Source organism: Leptospira perolatii (assembly GCF_002811875.1).
GTDB lineage: Bacteria > Spirochaetota > Leptospiria > Leptospirales > Leptospiraceae > Leptospira_B > Leptospira_B perolatii.
Genome location: NZ_NPDZ01000001.1, coordinates 701,569 through 718,591, shown reverse-complemented (window position 1 = coordinate 718,591; position 17,023 = coordinate 701,569). Strand labels below are relative to the sequence as shown.

The following is a 17,023-nucleotide window of genomic DNA, read 5'->3' as shown; positions in this document are numbered from 1 at the left end:
AATTAATCCTCTTTGTTATACGAATAAAAAATATCCCAGATTCCCCAAAATCTTCCCGTATCGCCCGGATCCGGTTCCAATTTTACAATCATCCTTCCGTTGACTAATTCGGCAGGATCCACTTCGATCCTGACTGGCGGAGACCTGGAATAGATGGATTTCTGGTACAAATTTTGATTCGGGAAACGTACTCTTTCTTTTTCGATTCCGTTTACAAAAATTCTGAGTTCTCTTTTCTGCAATGCGGAGGAGGAGCTGCTGATCTGATACAACGTGAGATCGAGATATATATAGAGTAGATCCTTCCTGTCCGGATCCGCCACTAGTAGGACCTCCAAACCATCTACCGGAATCATTCTACACTGATTGTCGAAGAGAATCCCGGTTCCGGCTCCCGGAGCAGCATCTTTGCGATCTGGCGCTAACTTCATTCCGTTGTGTAAAGCCCATACTGATAGTTCCGGGTACGTACGATAATCTTCCGAAATGTACTTCTCTCCTCCCATCGGGAGGGAGAAATTCTCGTAATTTTTGGTTTTCCGATTTTCGTCGGCTCCAAGACCTTGGTAGCTAGTGGTCGAGAATAAAAGCAGAAGGCAGATGAGTCTAAGCTTAGACATCCTACTAAAGTATCGACAAGATCCGGAGCAAAGACTTTGAAAATTCTCCGACGATTAGAACATCTTCAGGACTCCATTGAATCCCCAAATGTAGTTACTTTGGGAAATTTCGATGGAATTCACTTGGGTCATCAGGCTCTCCTGGAAAGAACCCGAGAAATTTCCATCGAGATGGACCTCCCCTCCTGCGTAGTAACCTATTACCCAAATCCTGCTCTGGTATTGGGAAAAGACAAAGATCTAGGCTCCCTCACCAGTCAAAGCGACAAAGAAGCGTTAATCGAGTCTTTCGGTATCGATAGCCTGGTAGTGGCTCCATTCACGATGGAACTCGCGCAAATGGAAGCCGAAGATTTTATCAGAAAAATACTGGTAGAAGAACTCAAAGCAAAAGCGATTTTGATCGGTTATAATCACTGCTTTGGAAAAGGAAGAAGAGGGAATTTCGAACTACTCGAACAGTATTCCTCAAAGTATCATTATCGACTGGAAAAACTGGATCCGGTATATTTGGGAAACATAAAGCTCTCTAGTTCCTATATTAGATCTTTATTACGCGATGGAAACGTAAAAGAAGCGGAGGAGTGTTTAGGCCGGGAATTCTCTGTGACAGGAAAAGTGATCCACGGAAAAGAGAGAGGTCGCAAAATTGGATTCCCTACTGCAAACTTAGAAGTTTCTAACGAGTTGATTTTGCCTGCGATCGGAGTCTATGCGGGAAAAACCGAAATCGAAGGCAAATATTATCCTTCGATGATCAACATCGGGAACAACCCGACCTTTGGAAACAACGCGATCAGTCTCGAAAGTCATATATTCGATTTTTCTGATAATCTTTACGGAAAAACAGTCCGTGTATTATTTACTGATAGAATTCGCTCCGAAGTCAAATTTCCTGGCGTTGAAGCCTTGGTTAGCCAACTAAAGCAAGACGAGGAAGTTTCGAGAAAAATACTTTCGGAGCTGTGATTATTTTCTTGAGCTCAGTTGGAAACGTGAACCGCTTCCCTCGCCCTACGCCGACACATCCATGTGTCGAGCTCCGGGACGTGAGCCTTCCTGGCTCACTCTTCGTGAATGCGTTTCCCGTTTCCTGTCTAATTCTCTGCGAGGAATTGCTCATAGCTTGCCGCCTCCGGCTTTGCCGGACGGGCGACTCCGGTTTCGCTAAGCGCTCATCCAACACATTCTGCGCATCCAGGTTTGCTCATTCATTACAATTCTGTGTTGGACTAAAGCCCTTTGTATCCCTGGCGGTTTTATTTCTTCCTAAAGTCCACTCTCGCTTTCTTAAAGAATCGTTGTCAATGAACAATATTTAACCGTTCTATGATCAGCTACAGCGCCGGTACAGTTGTAGAGAAGACTGTTTGATGTTTTTGTAGCCGCGCTTAGCTCTTGGCAGGGACCTCGCTTCCAAATCACCAAGAAACCGAACACTACAAGCAACCATCCCCGAGAAATAGACAAGAAACGGAAACCAACCCTATCACTAGAAAAGAAACCGAACACTAAATGCAACCAACGCCGAGAAATAAACAGGAAACGGAAAGCCGAAATCCCGAAAGCGAAGCCAGGATGGCGAAAGCGTTCCGGAGCTCGGCACAGGAGGTGCCGGCGCAGGATAGGGATTCGGTTTCCGTTTCCAAACTTACTCAAGATTCATCCTTCCAAAATCTTGTTCGCAAAAAGATAGCCGCCAAGAAAAGGAACTCCATCTCTACCGAGCAGAACTCCTTCTAAATCCTCAGGTGGAGTATAGCGAAGTACATTAATGAAAAGTTCGAATGGAATCAATTCAGTCCAACCGGATAATATCCTATGGAAAGGAGTCCAAAATACACGAAATCCGTCGGCTTCCTTTTCCACCTCGCTGAAATCAAATTTATTTCCTGAAGTCTTTTGGAACCAGTCGACCAAAAGCAAGAGAATGTCCGTCTTGCTCCGAAACGGAAATGGCTTTTGAGTTTCGAATGTAAATGAAGGTTTGAATTTGCAGCCGCAGCCTTTTTGAGTGCAGGAAATCTCTCGAACTTCCTCCATAAAATTTGCCCAATCTCTAAGTCTACCTTTTGACTTTAACCAGTAGATTGGGGTCTCTTTCTTACAAGAAAGGCAATACCCTACGGGATAAATCGTGATTTCTCTAACAGAAAGAACGCAAATTCTTGTAATAGGTAAAGTGATATCTAAGTTCAATAAATAGGGGGAGGAGTATTCTGGGTCAAAATCTTTCCCATCGGTTCGGGTTTCAGATATCAGCTTTTTTCTGTCGGATTCCATGTTACGAACCTACAGAAATTATAAAATTGGCTTTCAATATCGCCTAACGCAAGCTATTTTTTAGGGTTCAAACTTAAAGAAATCTTGAAATTTCAAACCTTTTGACTTTGGTAAATTTCTGCATTTCGTACCAAAAACTACCCAGATTAGAGATTGATTCGCAATTCGTACCGAGGTACGATGCCTCGAAGCAAATCAGGCAATGAATCATTATTTATTTTTACCAATTACCGCCCTGATTACGAATACGCTTTTAGTCACTTACGTATTTGCTCGAAGATTTAGAAGCGCTGTAATCGCGGATTTCTTAAGATTTGCCTTTTTCCTGGATCTTTGGCTTCTGGCCTATATTCTTTATTGGGGGATGCTCCCTGCCGAGTGGATGACCCCTATTTTCAAGCTCACTTGTTTTACTTGGATTCCGGCTGGATTACTTTATCTAGAGGTGGTTTTTCGATTTCTTAACCGAAAATCAAAAGTACTCCTACCATTCTTCAGATTCGTTATCCTTTTTTCTATACTTGTTACCACGGTAACGGATTGGGTGATCAAAGGCTCCGTACTATATGACTGGGGCTATGAATTGGATCCCGGCTGGTTCTTTGTTCCTATGAGTCTTTTGGCGGTAAGTGCTCCTGCTTATACAGGTCTGTTCTTACTCATTCGCGAAAGATTTAGAACTAAACAGGAACACATAAAAAGCCAGCTAGACTTTTGGATTGTCGGAACCGTAATCGCCTTTTCGTTAAGCATGTACACCGAACTGCTCAATTTGGACCAGAACGGTCGATATCTATTCCCACCTCTGACTCCGGTTGCAGTAACGATTCAAACATTCTTTATATTCATCGCGATCACTAGATTCGGATTTTTGAATATTAGCATGGAGAGAATCGCAATCGAACTTTTCCGCGATATTCAAGATGGGATCATTCTGACTAAGGAAGACGGGGAATTTTTTTATGCAAACCAAGCAGCGATTTCCCTGATTCCGTCTTATCTGGCCAAAGCGAGCCACTTTCATCCAGGGGAACACTTTTTGAATTACAGCGAAGCAGATGTACTTCCGAAAGAATATGCTCTTGCGGGAAAGACCCAACCGGAATTTATAGAATTGACCAAGTCCAGAATTCGGATCAGCGAGTCAGAATCGGGCATCTTGTATTTGCTTCACGATGTCACAGAGAGAAAATCGAATCAGGAAAAAATAGTCCAACTATATTCGCAAATCGTAACAGACCTGGAAATCGCGAGAGTAACTCAGTCATCAATCATTACTCAAAAATTTCCGGAAAGAGATAGATTCAAACTGTATTCTTTCTTCCAACCGATCGACAAAGTGGGAGGAGATATGCTTAGGGTCATCGAACATCCGTCAGGAAGAGTAGATATTCTTTTTGCAGATGTTTCCGGTCACGGAATCGCTTCTGCAATGGTAGGCGGGATGCTTTCGATCACATTCCAAGTAGTTTCACAAAAGTCACTTTCTCCGAAAGAGAGCCTCGAAGAAATTCATTCTATTTTAAGCAAGATGGTGCTTCATCATCATATATCCGCGATCTATGTCAGCTACTATCCTGAGGAAAATCGTATAGATTATTCCTACGCAGGACATCACCCGATATTAATACTTCGCGATGGTAAACTGATTCCATTGCAAGGAGAAGGAAGAATCTTATTAGCGATCGAAGAGACGTACTTAAATAATTATTCTGCGCAAGTGAAGCCTTCCGATCGGGTCATCTTTTATTCGGACGGATTCTTTGAAGTGAGAGACCAAGAAGGCGATATTCTGGGATACAGTGCGTTTTATAACTGGTTGCAAACAATTGTTCACAAAGACACTCCGACCATGTTAGAGGCGGCAATTCATAAATCTCTAGAGTTTGGAAACGGAAAAACGAACGACGATTTAGCAATGCTGGCAATGGAGATTCGCCCTGCATGAATCCGTATTTAGTGATTCCGCTACTTGCACTTTTTCTAAATCTATATTTATTTACTTACGTATTAGCATTGAAGGGAAGACACAAAGTCGTAAATGTTTATCTGATTTATTCCGCAGATCTTAGTCTCTGGATCTTTTCCCTGGTTCTTTACTGGTCCTTTTTGCCCGAATCATGGATGATGTGGCTAATCAGGATCACATCATTTAGCTGGATTTTCTGCGGGCCTCTATTTCTGGAGTTCTCTTTCGTTTTTCTGGGAAAACGTAGCAATATTCTATTAAACTTATTTAGGGTTTTTGCAATTGCTACTTACGTTCTTTCCCTTCTGACCGACTTGGTAATCGCAGGGTTCGTGCGAAAATACTGGGGAGATACTTTGATCCCGGGACCATTGTATATCGTAAGCCAGTCGGTCCTATTCTTAGGCACAACATCTTATTCCGTATTTCTATTGCTCTTTGAATCTAAAAAATTTGAACCCGGATTTAGAAAGCAGTGCTACTTGCTCGCCGGAGGTACTTTACTCACTACTTTATTCGGATTTATAACAACAGTTTTGCCTCGCGTCTTTCAACAAGGAACCTTAATATATCCTCCGTTAAGCGGGAGCGCTAGCGTGATCCAATCAGTCTGTACTTTTATCGCAATTTCGAAATACGGTTTTTTGGAAATCCGGTTAGAACGAATCGCGCTGCAGCTTTATTCTAAAATAAGAGAAGGCGTCGTATTACTTTCAAAAGAGAGAGAATTACTTTATTGGAACCAGAGCGCGAGACAAATGCTCGGCTTTCCACCTGGGACCGGTTCTCCCGAAAAGCTGAATTTATCCGATTATTTAGAAGGATTTACTTCGGATCAGATTATAAAGCAGGACTTTAGGAGGAAAATTGGAGACTCGAAAGTTAAGAAAAGGAGCTTAGATACTGACGAAAATCTTTTGGATCTAAAGTCTCCTATGGCGCTCTATTTGGAAGTGTCTAAATCCGTAATCCCTCTCGCCGGCAAGGACGAAGGAGATGTTTTTGTTTTTCGCGATATTACGGAAATGAAAATCGCCTCAGAGAAAATCCGTATTCTATATTCTAGAATTTTAAAAGACCTAGACTTTGCGAAAGAGATTCAGAGCACGATCACTACTAGAGATTTTCCGAGTTCAGACGAATTTAGAATCTACTCTTATTTTCGACCCTACGATCGCGTCGGAGGAGATGTGCTTAATTGCGAAAGCACCGAGAAGGAATCCATCGATGTTCTATTTGCGGATGTTTCGGGACACGGAATTTCTTCTGCTATGGTGGCTGCCATGGCGTCCATTGGATTCAGCGTCATTTCCCAAAAAGGAACCCGGCCAAAAGAAGGGCTATTATTCACCAACGAACTATTGTCATCGGTCGTGACTCAGCACTTTATTTCTGCTGTTTATTTAAAGTACGAATACAAAAAAAGAAGATTGCTCTACAGCTATGCCGGCCATCATTGCGGCCTTTTATTAAGAAAAAATAAAGTAACTGAAATCGAAGGGAAAGGCGGAGTTTTATTGGCTGTAGGAACTCCAATACTAAACGAATACGAAATCGTATTAGAACCCGGAGATAGAATTATTTTCTATTCTGATGGTCTTTTTGAAGTCACGGGAACCAATGGAGTCCCTTTGGGAAATAAAGCCCTAATCGAAGAGATTAAAAAGCTTTCTAACCGAGATTCGGAAAGTTTAATCCGAGCCTTAGTACTTTTTTCTGAATCCTTCGGTTCAGGAGTCATGTCAGACGACGTGACTCTTTTCTGTTTAGAAGTGAAAGACTAGAAGTTTTCAACTTCTCGATCGAAAGCTTTTATTAAACCGAAAGAGAATTTGCCCTTTCCTTCACTTCTTCTAGATAAGGTAAGAACTCGTCCAAAGCGGCAGGAAGTTCGTATTCGATAATATCCCCTGCCCGAATGATGTCCTTTTCTTCTAGTGCCAAAGCAATAGCAGCGAGAGAATCGTTCAGTTCGTTTGTCTTCTGCTCGAAGGACTTCCCATTAATTTCTACAGTAGAATAATCCAAGCCAGGAAGCTTTTGCTTTAAAGTGATAAACGAAGTGAGCAATACGTTAATCTGGGAAACCGCTTGTGTGAGCAAGTGAGTAGCTACCTCGTCTCTTCCTGACTGATAGTTTTCATTTACCTTAATAAAACCTTCTTTCAACGCAGGAACTGCTTTGATGAAAGTCTCGAGAATATCCCTGAGAGTGGGAAGATCCAGATCTAAAACCGAAGCCCGCGCTACCAGATCCATTATAAACAATTTTAGATCTCTTAGATTTTCGAGGAATTCCTCGATCGGAAGCACTCCATCCAACTTGGCAGATTGCCGAGCCAATGAAAAAAGTATTTCTTCTACATTGTTTCCGGTGCCCATTGGTTTAATCTGTTCGAATTTTAGTTTCAGCAAGTTTCCCGCGGATCTCAAAACAGTATCGATCCACTTGACTCCGTCGGAAAGTTCTCTGGATTCTTTTTCCGTAAGGCTATCTCTTCCCAAGAGAGTGGTCCCAATTTTATCCACATAGGAATCCAGTTCTCCCAAAGAACTAATGAGGATATCCAACTCTTCGCCTACGAAAAATTCCATTTTAGAAACTGTATCGATTCCGATTCCATTCATGGTAGATAGGAATTCTTTTCCGTCTACCGTACAGGACAAAAGGAATTTACCGTTAGCCTCGACCCATTTGCCGACAGCCTCGAAAATCTCCCCTAGGCTTTTCTCGTTTTCAATGGCGCTTTGTAACTTCTGGTCGTTAACAAATATTTCCACCTAAATTACCTCCGATGAGTATGCGATCATTTTCATTATTTACCGTCATCTCCACCCTGACCCTTCATCAAGTTGTTGTTCAGGTAGTTTCCGACGGCCTTGTTCCTGCCTACGCCTTGTTCCATGTAAAGAAACTTATCTTTCAGTTTCTTCTCATAGCTTCCTAAATGAGCTTCAAAATTCTTAATCTTCTTATTATTCTCAGCAACTTGCTCTTCCAACAACTTGATCTTTCCAGTGACTAGGCCTCCGGAAAACTGAGTGTATGGTTTTAGGTGATCGATAAGATTCACTCCTACACCAGTATCCATCCTAGCGTCCGAGTTGGTATCCTGAGCGAATAGATGCCTAACCGCGTCCGGATTTTCGGCTAATCTTTGCATCAGCTTTTTTTCATCTAGAACGAGGAACCCTTCTTTAATATCGGTCCACTTGGAGCCGACCGGTCCCGTAGAGATTCCGATATCCGCTAGCATTCTAATTTCAGAATTCGTTAATGCGGGGTAAGAAGAACTGACAGTGGTCTTCATTCCGGCAATGAGTCTTACGACTGAGTTTTCTCCGGATAGCAAACCGGACTTGGACTTTCCTTCCCAATAGGATCTCGTGATATCCGGATCTTCATTCTTGGAATCAGAGATTTCTGAGCTCTTTTCAACAGAAGTCGCTTCAGAAGAGTATTTTATGACATTATTATATGCTTCGATGAATTCCTTTATCATCTGGATCCCTTTCTCCGAATCCACGCTGATATCCACGGTCACGGGACCTTCGCTTTTTTTGTGCAAGTTCAGCTGAACCCCGTCGAGTACGTCGGTCAATCCCTCGTTCTTGGGCCTATGGACTTCGATACCGTCAACAGTAAAAAGAGCATCTTTTGCTTCCACGATAGTCTGAGCTGGCTTTGCGCCCATAAACTCCGCAGGAATTACATAACGAATTTGTGATAGTTCTCTTTCTTTTTCCGTAGAATTGACTACAATGATTCGATGGATTTTCTTATCATCCAGAGAAGATTTCAATGCAACTCTGAGCTTTCCATCTTTGTGATAGGCCTTTTCCAGAAAAATTTTATCTTGCTCGTCCTCTTCGTAAACGATTCCGAGCTGAATCGTATCGTTTTCTTCCAAGGGTTCGGAGAGTGTGGCTTCTAACCTTGCTCCCTTCTTTGCTTCCTTCGTATCGATCGTAAATTGAAAAGCTTGCTTTGCTCCGATTTTTACTTTTGCGGGTTCTTTTTTCTCAGGATCCGCAGGTATGAAAACAGGTCTCGCACTCTTATCAATTCCGTACTTGTCTGCTTGAAAGCTCGTAGTCTGACTAGCTTCCCAACGAATTCCAAATACTTTGGGTGGCTCTTCCGGAAGCATTCCACCAACTAAATAGGCGGCTTTCAATACTCCGTTTGGATCGTTGAACTTGAGCTTGTTTTCTTTTCCAGACTGACTCGCAATTAAAGATAATACGTATTTGTCTTGGTCTACTTTTACGATTGTAGATTGCACCAGACCCGCGGCTGCAGTTCGAATCGTCTGCGCAAGATCTTGTATCGTCCCGCCATTGAATTCGATTTCTTTTTCGTTTTCTCCGGAGATGATCTTAAAACTTCCTGAATGAATTTTTCTCTCCGAGTCAATCGGACTCCCGGAAACTTGGTGAAAGGTTGCTAATTCTTTAATATCGATTTTACGTTTACCGCCGACTGCCGATCTCGCAGCATCTCCGGTGACAACTCCCTCCGGCTCGGAAACGATGGATTTGGTAGCGAACGGCGCGGTAAAAGAAATAAGTTCTCTGGTCTTGTTCTGCAGATCGGTGGTAAGAGTTTTTAACTGGTTCCAGGCTTTCACCTGAGCATTGTTATATGTATTTTGGCGTTCCAAGCGGCGGATTGGCTTTGCTTCCAACTCTACCAGCTTTTTGACGATTTGGTTTGTATCCTGGCCCGAACTTAGGCCCGGAATGGAAAACGCAGGCATACTCTTCCCCCTTTTGTACCATCGGCCATTTCCCAAAAATGATAAGATTTTCTCGGATTTTTTCCGGTTTTATAGACTGTAAAAATCGATTTTTAGGTACAAATCGGTAGGAATATAACAACATTCTTTGAAAATTCCAGAAAGAAAGGGGATCCTATAACGTGAAGCAGAAAAGCCAAACACCAAGTGCTGTATTCCGTTTGCTTAATAGTGTAATGATTCTATTTTTGCTGACGTTCGGATGCAGCGACCAGGAACAATTTTTCTCCAAAGAGGAATCGTCTCTCTTGTACAATAATGCCAAGAAATACTATAATGAAAACCTTTGCTCAGCAAAAGAAAAAGAGGATCAAACATCTTTAAATTCGCTGTTTTCTCAAGAGTTTGTCTACGATGACCTGATCCAAAATTTGAAGATTTCAGGTTTTAATAATATTAATAATTCTCTGCGTTCCTCTGTCATCAGAGATATTTGCAAAACTATAAATCAACCGAACAATTACTATAGTTATGTTTCCAAGAACGAAAGCCAACTATCCGTGACCTATTCAGAACTGTTTAAAGACGGTGTCCGAATTTTATTAATCAAAATTGCTTTGTCCGAAAACCGTTTTATCATCAAAGCGTTGCAAGTCGGCGGAAACTGAATCTAAAGAATTTTATCTATTTCGGTTAACAATCCAAACTATTTCGCTTAATAATTTTTGTAGCGCGAATCAGGTCTGATTTCACCCTTTACATCCCAGGAGCATCAAATTGCGAAAAAATAAAGTGCCGTATCTCTTACTGGCTCTTTTTGCCACAAGTCTTTCCGCACAGGATAGCTTTTTGAGCGGAAAAAAGAGTTCGATGTCCATTCGGGCGATTGATCTAAGAATAGATTCTGCGACAGCGAAGAACGCCCTAAGTATGGGGAACGGCTTATTTTTGAACAATCGCCTAAGCGGAGTAAATGATATTACTTTTGCACCCTCGATGCAGTTCAAAGGCCAGGGCATCGAATGGGAAACAAATATTCGACATACTAGATTGTTCAAAAGTAATTACCTTCTCTCCTACGCCGCACTTACCTCCGGAGAAGCTCCAGTTCCCAATACGTATGATTCCACTATTACTTTCGGCGGTTCTCCGATCGTGACGCATTCCGACACCGCATTCATATACTCAAATAACAAACTTTCCACTGCGAGAATTAGTTATTCGGGAGACTTTTACATTTTTAATCAGACTAAGAATCCTCTTTTAGAGAATCTTGCACTTCGAGTAGGATTCGAGTCCACTGGAAACTTTGTTAAAATGATTTCAAACCGAAATATCGAAAACGGGTACGATTCCTTTTCTGGACCAACCAGCGGGATCGATTTTATGACCAAAAAATCCATCGAATATTCAGAATCGTACGGCAATGCGTTGTTAGGTTTTAATTACAGCATGACATTCTTGAATAAAAATAAGATAGATTTCGGTTTCGAGTATTTTAAGAGTTTTGCAAGTTCCGCTGCATATTTGGAAAAGACTTTGTCAATCTTTTCAGTTGGAGGACTTGTTCTACCATCCACAGGAAAAATCGACGGTATGGTTAAGACCGAGGCCTCGGGTGCCAGATACGCGTTCGGTTATTCCTACCTCTTGGGCGAATCAGCATATATCCGATTTTCTTATATGATGTCCCAAGCAGTTCATACCGTAACGAGTGCAGATATTAAATCACCACCAGGGGTCAGTCTTTTCCTATCGGGAGACACAACTACTGCTCTTTTTCTATTGACCCAATCCGGTTTGGGCCCTTATCCGAGTTCGAAGGATGTAAGATCCCAAATCGGAATCGAGTTTGGGTATAAATATTAAAATTCAAATGCAGGAATTAAAAGGGAGAGCGACCTTGAACCGATTTTCATTTTCATTTATCATTCTGATTTCTTCAATAGCTTATCAATGTACTTCTCTTCCGGAGTATCGAGAAGTAAATAACTCTGCAACACAGCTTTTAGGTGACGCAGACCGGTTTATTCAAGAAGGAAATCTGGAAGAAGCTTCTGAAATCCTGAAGTATGTATACAAACTCTATCCGGAAGACCAAAGGATTGCAGCTTCTCTGAACAAACTTCCAGAAAAACTTAAAGAAAACGTAATATCGAAATCTCATCTAAGCACGAATAAATCTGATAGAGTCTTTGATGACACGGGCATTTTAGAAAGAATGGCATGGTACCTTCCCGACAGAATCTTGGACTTTCTGGATATTTTTAGTTTAAATATTAAGATAGGACCTCAGATCGGTGCGAGTGCCTGGATTACGAGAGGTATCCAGGTTACTGCATATGCAGGTGACACCGTACAAGTAGGCTGGTTTCAAAAAAGAAATCTTGGATTCATGGAAGAACAATCCGCGGAGATTGGATTGGGTCCATACGTTCCGATCGGTATTTCCGGTAGAAAAACTGGAACCGCAGAGGAAAAGGACGCTTACGACTCGTTCACTGTACACGGTCCGCAAAGTCCTGTTTACCAGGATTACCGTGATTATTGGAGCGTAGGAAGCAAATTAGGTGTGGGGCTGATCGGTTTAGAAACTGAAGTTCACTTACTAGAAATTGCGGACCTGATCGCCGGAATATTTACGATTGATTTTACCAACGATGATTATGCGAAATCGCGGCCCTTCAAATTCACCAAGACCCAGAAAGAAAATCTTTCTAAGGTCAAAGAAGCACTTAGAAATTATAAAGAAAACGAATTTAAGGAAATCCGGGAACAATACCTAAATTCAGGCGTCACGCCATCTGTCACGGAGACAGCCGAAACATCTAAAGTTGAAGAGAAACCTAAAAAGAAAAAATAAGCTAGGATTTCATAGAAAGAGATCATTTGAAGCATCAGAAATCCTTTTACAGTTTGAAGACTTTAATTCTTGGATTAGTTTGCTTTTCATTGGGATGTTTTTACAGATCAATTGATTATCCCAAAGAACGACAAGTATCAAGCGAACCGAGCCATTCATCCACGCAACTTAGGGTTCTGGTTCGTGGAAAAATTTGCTTGGAAAATCCCGTTCCTCAGAACGGTCACGAAAGGATTCCAAATCAACCGAGCAAGGAAACTTGCAAAAAATATAAAATAGCCTGGATTCCGATCCAGCTACTTTCTTACGAGAAAACTCTTTTCGATCCCGAATTTTATTCCGAGAGAAAACGGGGTTTTTTTCTAAAACTTCCTAAGATATTAGAAACTTATTGTATTAAGACTATCCGATGCTCCCTTTTTGATGGAGAAAATCCAAAGCCTAAAGTGGAATCAGATTCTCGCGATCATTCTGAAAACATTTTAGAAATCAAAATTTTAGGAATAGATAAAAAAATCCATTGGTCTTTGTACGCTTCTTCTTTTAGTCTCTTGATCTTTCCCGGATTTTTTCGAGAGTCCCTACATTTGGAAATTACAAAAGCCCAAGGAGAAAATCGAATTAACCCAGTTCAACTAGGAACTCCTACGATTAAGAACTGGTTCGGTTGGATCTTTTTCCTGTGGGGTCCTCTGGCCTCGTATTCAGAGGAGGATCTATTTTTGGATGTGCTAGAACAGGCTTTAAATTAAGGCGCTTAGGAAAGTTGCACTTGCGATCTTGCTGCTAACTTCAGCAGTTTTTTAAACAACTTCTATTTAATCCTGGTGAACGACCAGACCTTCGTTGGATAATTCTAACCAACCACTATCCTGAAATTCTTCCACAATTTTGGATAAAAATTGATTAAATAGAGAGAAGAGCTCTTTGTTCTTTATATTCCCAGTAGTTACTATTAAAAGCTTACGCGGTTTCTTTTTTATTAGATAAGAATCTAAGAAATCTGAGTCCTTAGTAACCAAAACTAAATCATTTGAATCACAATACGAAATTATATCGGAATCGGAAGTTTTATTTCCGAACGGGAGATGCTCGGTATGAAGTACTTCAAAATTTTTTTCATTGAATATATTAATTAAGCTATAAGGAAGTTGGGCATCAATAAGGAACTTCATGCAGAAGCTTTGTATATCGATTTAACTTTTACTAAATTTAAAGCATACTCAAGACAAGCTAAGATATCTTCTTTTTCAATTGCAGGATAATCAGAAATAATTTCTTCTTCACTCATTCCAGAAGATAAGAGATCAAGTATTAGCTCAACAGTGTATCTCTGGTTCCGAATAGTTGGTTTTCCGTGACATACTTCTGAGTTTAACGTAATCCGATTTAACAAATTTGAACTCACGAATCAACCATAAGCATTTAAACCATCAATGTCAACACTAATCGTTTGTAATGTTTTGTGAAGTTCTAAATATCAAGATATGATTGAAAGCTGCTTTAAACAACTGAAGCACTGCTAAGGGAAAGTCAAACGCCCTATCGAGTGGTAACAAGCGCCTACTTGTAAATTTCTGAATCACTCGAGTCCGGATTGAGCACATTTATATCCACCGGCCCGGTAACTCCAGATATGGCGCCTCGACTATTAAATTGCCAGAGAACCCATTTCAGATCTGAAAAAGTATTAGGATGTTTGAATATATCTCTGATCCAAACCGGGTAGTCCTCAAAATCTTTCCCTAAGTATTTATCTTTAAACTCATAAGTCAGGTACAGAACAGTCTTTGTTCCGTAATGAAAATCTACTTTCTTTAGATAATCTTTGATCTCTTTTTGAACATCATCGATTTGCGGTCTTTCCGAACAATTTCCTGTAAACTCTAGATCTAAAACCGGCGGAAGAGAATTCGCTTCTTTCGGAACCGTTCGTATAAAGTTCTGCGCCTGTTCAAGTCCAGATCTACACAAAGTAAAGAAATGATAGGCACCAGTAGGAAATCCTACATTTTTCGCTTGGCGCCAATTCGCACGAAACGATTTATCTTGGAAGTCTCCACCTTCTGTAGCTTTTATATATACAAAAGATACTTCGGTTTTAGGAACGATTGCCCAGTTGATCTTACCCTGATGATTGGACACATCGATCCCTCGAATTGGATATTGCTTCTCGGAAGGATATACGAACCAAATCTTTCCAGTATTCAAAGCTTGGTACAAGGTAAAAAGAATCAGAGCACCGAAGATAAGAAATCCGCTAAGTACAGTGAACCTGATTTTCAAATTTGTCCGATTCACTTTTTCGTATTTGGGAGTGAAAGAAGCTGCAAAGTTTACTTTCTCATTTTCCGATTGATGGACCAGCGTTGAAAAAATGCAAAGACTCCATACGCAAAAAAGACTGCACCTAGTGAAATAAGAAAGATATTCATTTCCGAAATTGACCCGAAGATGATGAAAATTGCCCCGCTAATCATCAAAAATCCCCCGCCTATGTAGCCGGACTTTTTATTTGCTAAGATAAGCGTTTCCGAAGGAGTAATCAGACGCAAATTTCTCTCGATCAAATCGATTAGCAATCGAACATCTTCCTCGCATTTTCCTTTGCATGCGAGTCCTTTTCCCAGATCTACAGCGTATTCTAATGACAGACCCTTGCCGCAACTGCGACAAGTCCCAACAGCATCCTGGCTCATATTATAAAAACATTTCATGTGAATCCCTTAAGATAGAAGCTAATCATTTTCAGAGAGTCCCGTCAGAATCCATTCTTAAAGAAGAACCGGTTTGGATTCGGCTACGCAAAGCTTTAATTTTGCTTTTAACCCTTCCAAAATTCCGAAACTGTCCAGATTGTATTCATGAACGTAATTTAATCTCTCGCGCTTGAGTTCATTAGGAGTTCTTAAAGTAGATCGGAAGAATAATAGTCCAGCGAGCAATCTTGCGCTCGCCCAGATGATTTCATCTGCGGACTCTTCTCTGGATTCGGAACTAGGGAGCTCCTTATAAAGAGAGATAATTTCCTTGTAACAGTCCCAAACTTCAGGGAGTACACCTAAGTCTTGTGTTTCGAATTTCTTCCATTCGTTCTCCACGTACTCCTTTAAAAAACCATGGGAAGACATTCCGCTCACTACGCTTCCGATGGCAGCGTTTACTTGAATTTGAGAAGTTCCGTCGTATATTGTCGTAATACGAGAATCACGATAGATTCTGGAGATATCATAATCCTCCGTGAATCCGACACCTCCGTGCAGCTGCACTCCGTCACCGGCAATTCTTACACACATTTCAGAACAGTAGAATTTCGAAATAGGAGTGAGCAGGCCTGCTAGCTTTTCCCAGTATTTCAAAACGATATCTGATTTTAGATCACGATCGTTCGCACCTTTAGCTCTTAGGTGCTCTCCCCTCCAATAGTACATGTCCATGGTTCTCGCGCCCTCGAGCATCAGGCAGCGCATCGCCATTGTCTCTCTTTCCATTCTGCGAAGAATTTTGCGAACAGCAGGAATTTCGTTTAAGGGTCTGCTAAATTGGGTTCTCTCGCTTGTATACTTTAAAGTTTCTGCAAGTGCTGCTTGTGAAATTCCAGTACCTTGCTGCGCGATTCCCATTCTTGCACCGTTTAACATTCCCATCGTATGCCGGATCAGTCCATGGCCCTCTTGACCGATCAGAATTCCGGGGGTGTTCTCTAAAACTACTTCGCAGGTAGGAGAACAATGGAGGCCCATTTTTTTCTCGATTCCGGCGATTTGTACGTCCTTCGATTGTACCAAGAAGAATGACAGTCCTCTTGCTCCGCTACCTTGGTCTCCGGTTCTTGCTAATAACAATAGAACCGCTGGGATTTCGCCAGTTCCGCATCCTTGAGTGATGAACCTTTTGGTTCCATTTAATAAGTAAGTATTCCCTTCTTTGTGAGTTGCTCTGGTCCTCAGTCCGGGCAGATCGGATCCATGATCCGGTTCGGTTAATCCCATAGCACAAGCGAATTCGCCCGCAGCAAACCGCGGAAGCCAGGCATCCTTTAATTCATCACTTCCGTTTCTCTCGATAATCTCGGCCAGGTTAACGCAACCGATCGCGATACAAATAGAAGCATCCGCTCTATATAACATTTCCGTAATGAAGGCACGAACAGTCCAAGGGATACCCAAGCCTCCGTATTTTCTGGAAAAACCTGTCGGTTGCAGTCCAGCATCTCTTGCTTTTCGAACGATCTCTAATAATTTTTCCGGAAAGATTACTTTGCCATTCTCGAACTTGAGACCTTCTCTGTCCAAGTCCGCCACGTGAGGAGCAATCTCCTTGCCTGCAAATTCCCCTACTGATTCGACCAGAGTTCGATAGTAGTCTAATGCTTCTTCGTAGTTAGAAGGGGCTGTAGCGTACCGATCATCCCCTGCTTTAAATTTGGCTGCGTCCGAAAATCCGTTCTCGTACGAATCTATAATTTCCTTCCAGTGGATTAAATGATCAAAATGAAGTTTTAGATCTGGTACGTCGTTAAAATAGTTATTTTGGATCATCGTTTTAC

At 41.5% G+C, this 17,023-nt stretch carries 16 protein-coding genes; 7 read left to right on the top strand and 9 right to left on the bottom strand.

Going from position 1 to position 17,023, the window contains the following annotated elements:
• Window positions 1-2 precede the first annotated feature (2 nt).
• A complete protein-coding gene (locus CH373_RS03380) occupies window positions 3-620 on the bottom strand; it encodes an LIC10729 family protein (protein WP_100715495.1) in 618 nt (205 codons plus the stop codon).
• A gap of 36 nt (window positions 621-656) precedes the next feature.
• Here CH373_RS03380 and CH373_RS03375 point away from each other — a divergent pair, with 36 nt between their 5' ends.
• Complete coding sequence (locus tag CH373_RS03375) at window positions 657-1,589, top strand: bifunctional riboflavin kinase/FAD synthetase (protein ID WP_100715494.1); 933 nt, start codon at window positions 657-659, stop codon at window positions 1,587-1,589.
• Between the two features lie 693 nt (window positions 1,590-2,282).
• Here the strand turns inward: CH373_RS03375 and CH373_RS03370 are convergent.
• A complete protein-coding gene (locus CH373_RS03370; RefSeq protein WP_100715493.1) occupies window positions 2,283-2,903 on the bottom strand; it encodes a hypothetical protein in 621 nt (206 codons plus the stop codon).
• A 202-nt stretch (window positions 2,904-3,105) separates the two neighbouring features.
• On the opposite strand from CH373_RS03370, the gene CH373_RS03365 reads away from it, so the two are divergent.
• Window positions 3,106-4,851, top strand: a complete 1,746-nt coding sequence (locus tag CH373_RS03365) for a SpoIIE family protein phosphatase (RefSeq protein ID WP_100715492.1) — start codon at window positions 3,106-3,108, stop codon at window positions 4,849-4,851.
• A complete protein-coding gene (locus tag CH373_RS03360) occupies window positions 4,848-6,656 on the top strand; it encodes a SpoIIE family protein phosphatase (RefSeq protein ID WP_100715491.1) in 1,809 nt (602 codons plus the stop codon). Before CH373_RS03365 ends, CH373_RS03360 begins: the two co-directional genes overlap by 4 nt.
• Before the next feature lie 31 nt (window positions 6,657-6,687).
• On the opposite strand, the gene CH373_RS03355 is transcribed toward CH373_RS03360, so the two are convergent.
• Window positions 6,688-7,653, bottom strand: coding sequence for a hypothetical protein (locus tag CH373_RS03355; protein WP_100734060.1), 966 nt, complete (start codon window positions 7,651-7,653; stop codon window positions 6,688-6,690).
• A 35-nt stretch (window positions 7,654-7,688) separates the two neighbouring features.
• On the bottom strand, window positions 7,689-9,632 hold the full coding sequence (gene fliD, locus CH373_RS03350; RefSeq protein WP_100712519.1) for a flagellar filament capping protein FliD: 1,944 nt from the start codon (window positions 9,630-9,632) through the stop codon (window positions 7,689-7,691).
• 161 nt (window positions 9,633-9,793) lie between these two features.
• On the opposite strand from fliD, the gene CH373_RS03345 reads away from it, so the two are divergent.
• From CH373_RS03345 to CH373_RS03330, 4 genes are all read left to right on the top strand, one after another.
• Complete coding sequence (locus CH373_RS03345; protein ID WP_100712518.1) at window positions 9,794-10,279, top strand: hypothetical protein; 486 nt, start codon at window positions 9,794-9,796, stop codon at window positions 10,277-10,279.
• Between the two features lie 109 nt (window positions 10,280-10,388).
• Window positions 10,389-11,480 carry a hypothetical protein gene (locus tag CH373_RS03340; protein WP_100712517.1) on the top strand — a complete coding sequence of 364 codons (1,092 nt, stop codon included), beginning with the start codon at window positions 10,389-10,391 and terminating at the stop codon, window positions 11,478-11,480.
• A gap of 34 nt (window positions 11,481-11,514) precedes the next feature.
• The gene (locus tag CH373_RS03335; protein WP_125169879.1) at window positions 11,515-12,474 is read left to right on the top strand and encodes a hypothetical protein; all 960 of its coding nucleotides are present in this window, start codon (window positions 11,515-11,517) and stop codon (window positions 12,472-12,474) included.
• 197 nt (window positions 12,475-12,671) lie between these two features.
• Window positions 12,672-13,226: a hypothetical protein gene (locus CH373_RS03330; RefSeq protein WP_100712515.1), complete on the top strand. Its 555-nt coding sequence runs from the start codon at window positions 12,672-12,674 to the stop codon at window positions 13,224-13,226.
• 66 nt (window positions 13,227-13,292) lie between these two features.
• On the opposite strand, the gene CH373_RS03325 is transcribed toward CH373_RS03330, so the two are convergent.
• From CH373_RS03325 to CH373_RS03305, 5 genes are all read right to left on the bottom strand, one after another.
• Window positions 13,293-13,649 (bottom strand): DUF5615 family PIN-like protein, encoded by a 357-nt coding sequence (locus CH373_RS03325; protein ID WP_100712514.1) that lies wholly within the window; start codon window positions 13,647-13,649, stop codon window positions 13,293-13,295.
• The gene (locus tag CH373_RS03320) at window positions 13,646-13,882 is read right to left on the bottom strand and encodes a DUF433 domain-containing protein (RefSeq protein ID WP_100712513.1); all 237 of its coding nucleotides are present in this window, start codon (window positions 13,880-13,882) and stop codon (window positions 13,646-13,648) included. Before CH373_RS03320 ends, CH373_RS03325 begins: the two co-directional genes overlap by 4 nt.
• Window positions 13,883-14,037: 155 nt before the next feature.
• Window positions 14,038-14,760: a glycoside hydrolase family 25 protein gene (locus CH373_RS03315; protein ID WP_423789746.1), complete on the bottom strand. Its 723-nt coding sequence runs from the start codon at window positions 14,758-14,760 to the stop codon at window positions 14,038-14,040.
• A gap of 50 nt (window positions 14,761-14,810) precedes the next feature.
• Window positions 14,811-15,191: a hypothetical protein gene (locus CH373_RS03310; RefSeq protein ID WP_125169877.1), complete on the bottom strand. Its 381-nt coding sequence runs from the start codon at window positions 15,189-15,191 to the stop codon at window positions 14,811-14,813.
• Window positions 15,192-15,248: 57 nt separating this feature from the next.
• The gene (locus tag CH373_RS03305) at window positions 15,249-17,015 is read right to left on the bottom strand and encodes an acyl-CoA dehydrogenase family protein (RefSeq protein ID WP_100712511.1); all 1,767 of its coding nucleotides are present in this window, start codon (window positions 17,013-17,015) and stop codon (window positions 15,249-15,251) included.
• Between the last annotated feature and the right edge of the window lie 8 nt (window positions 17,016-17,023).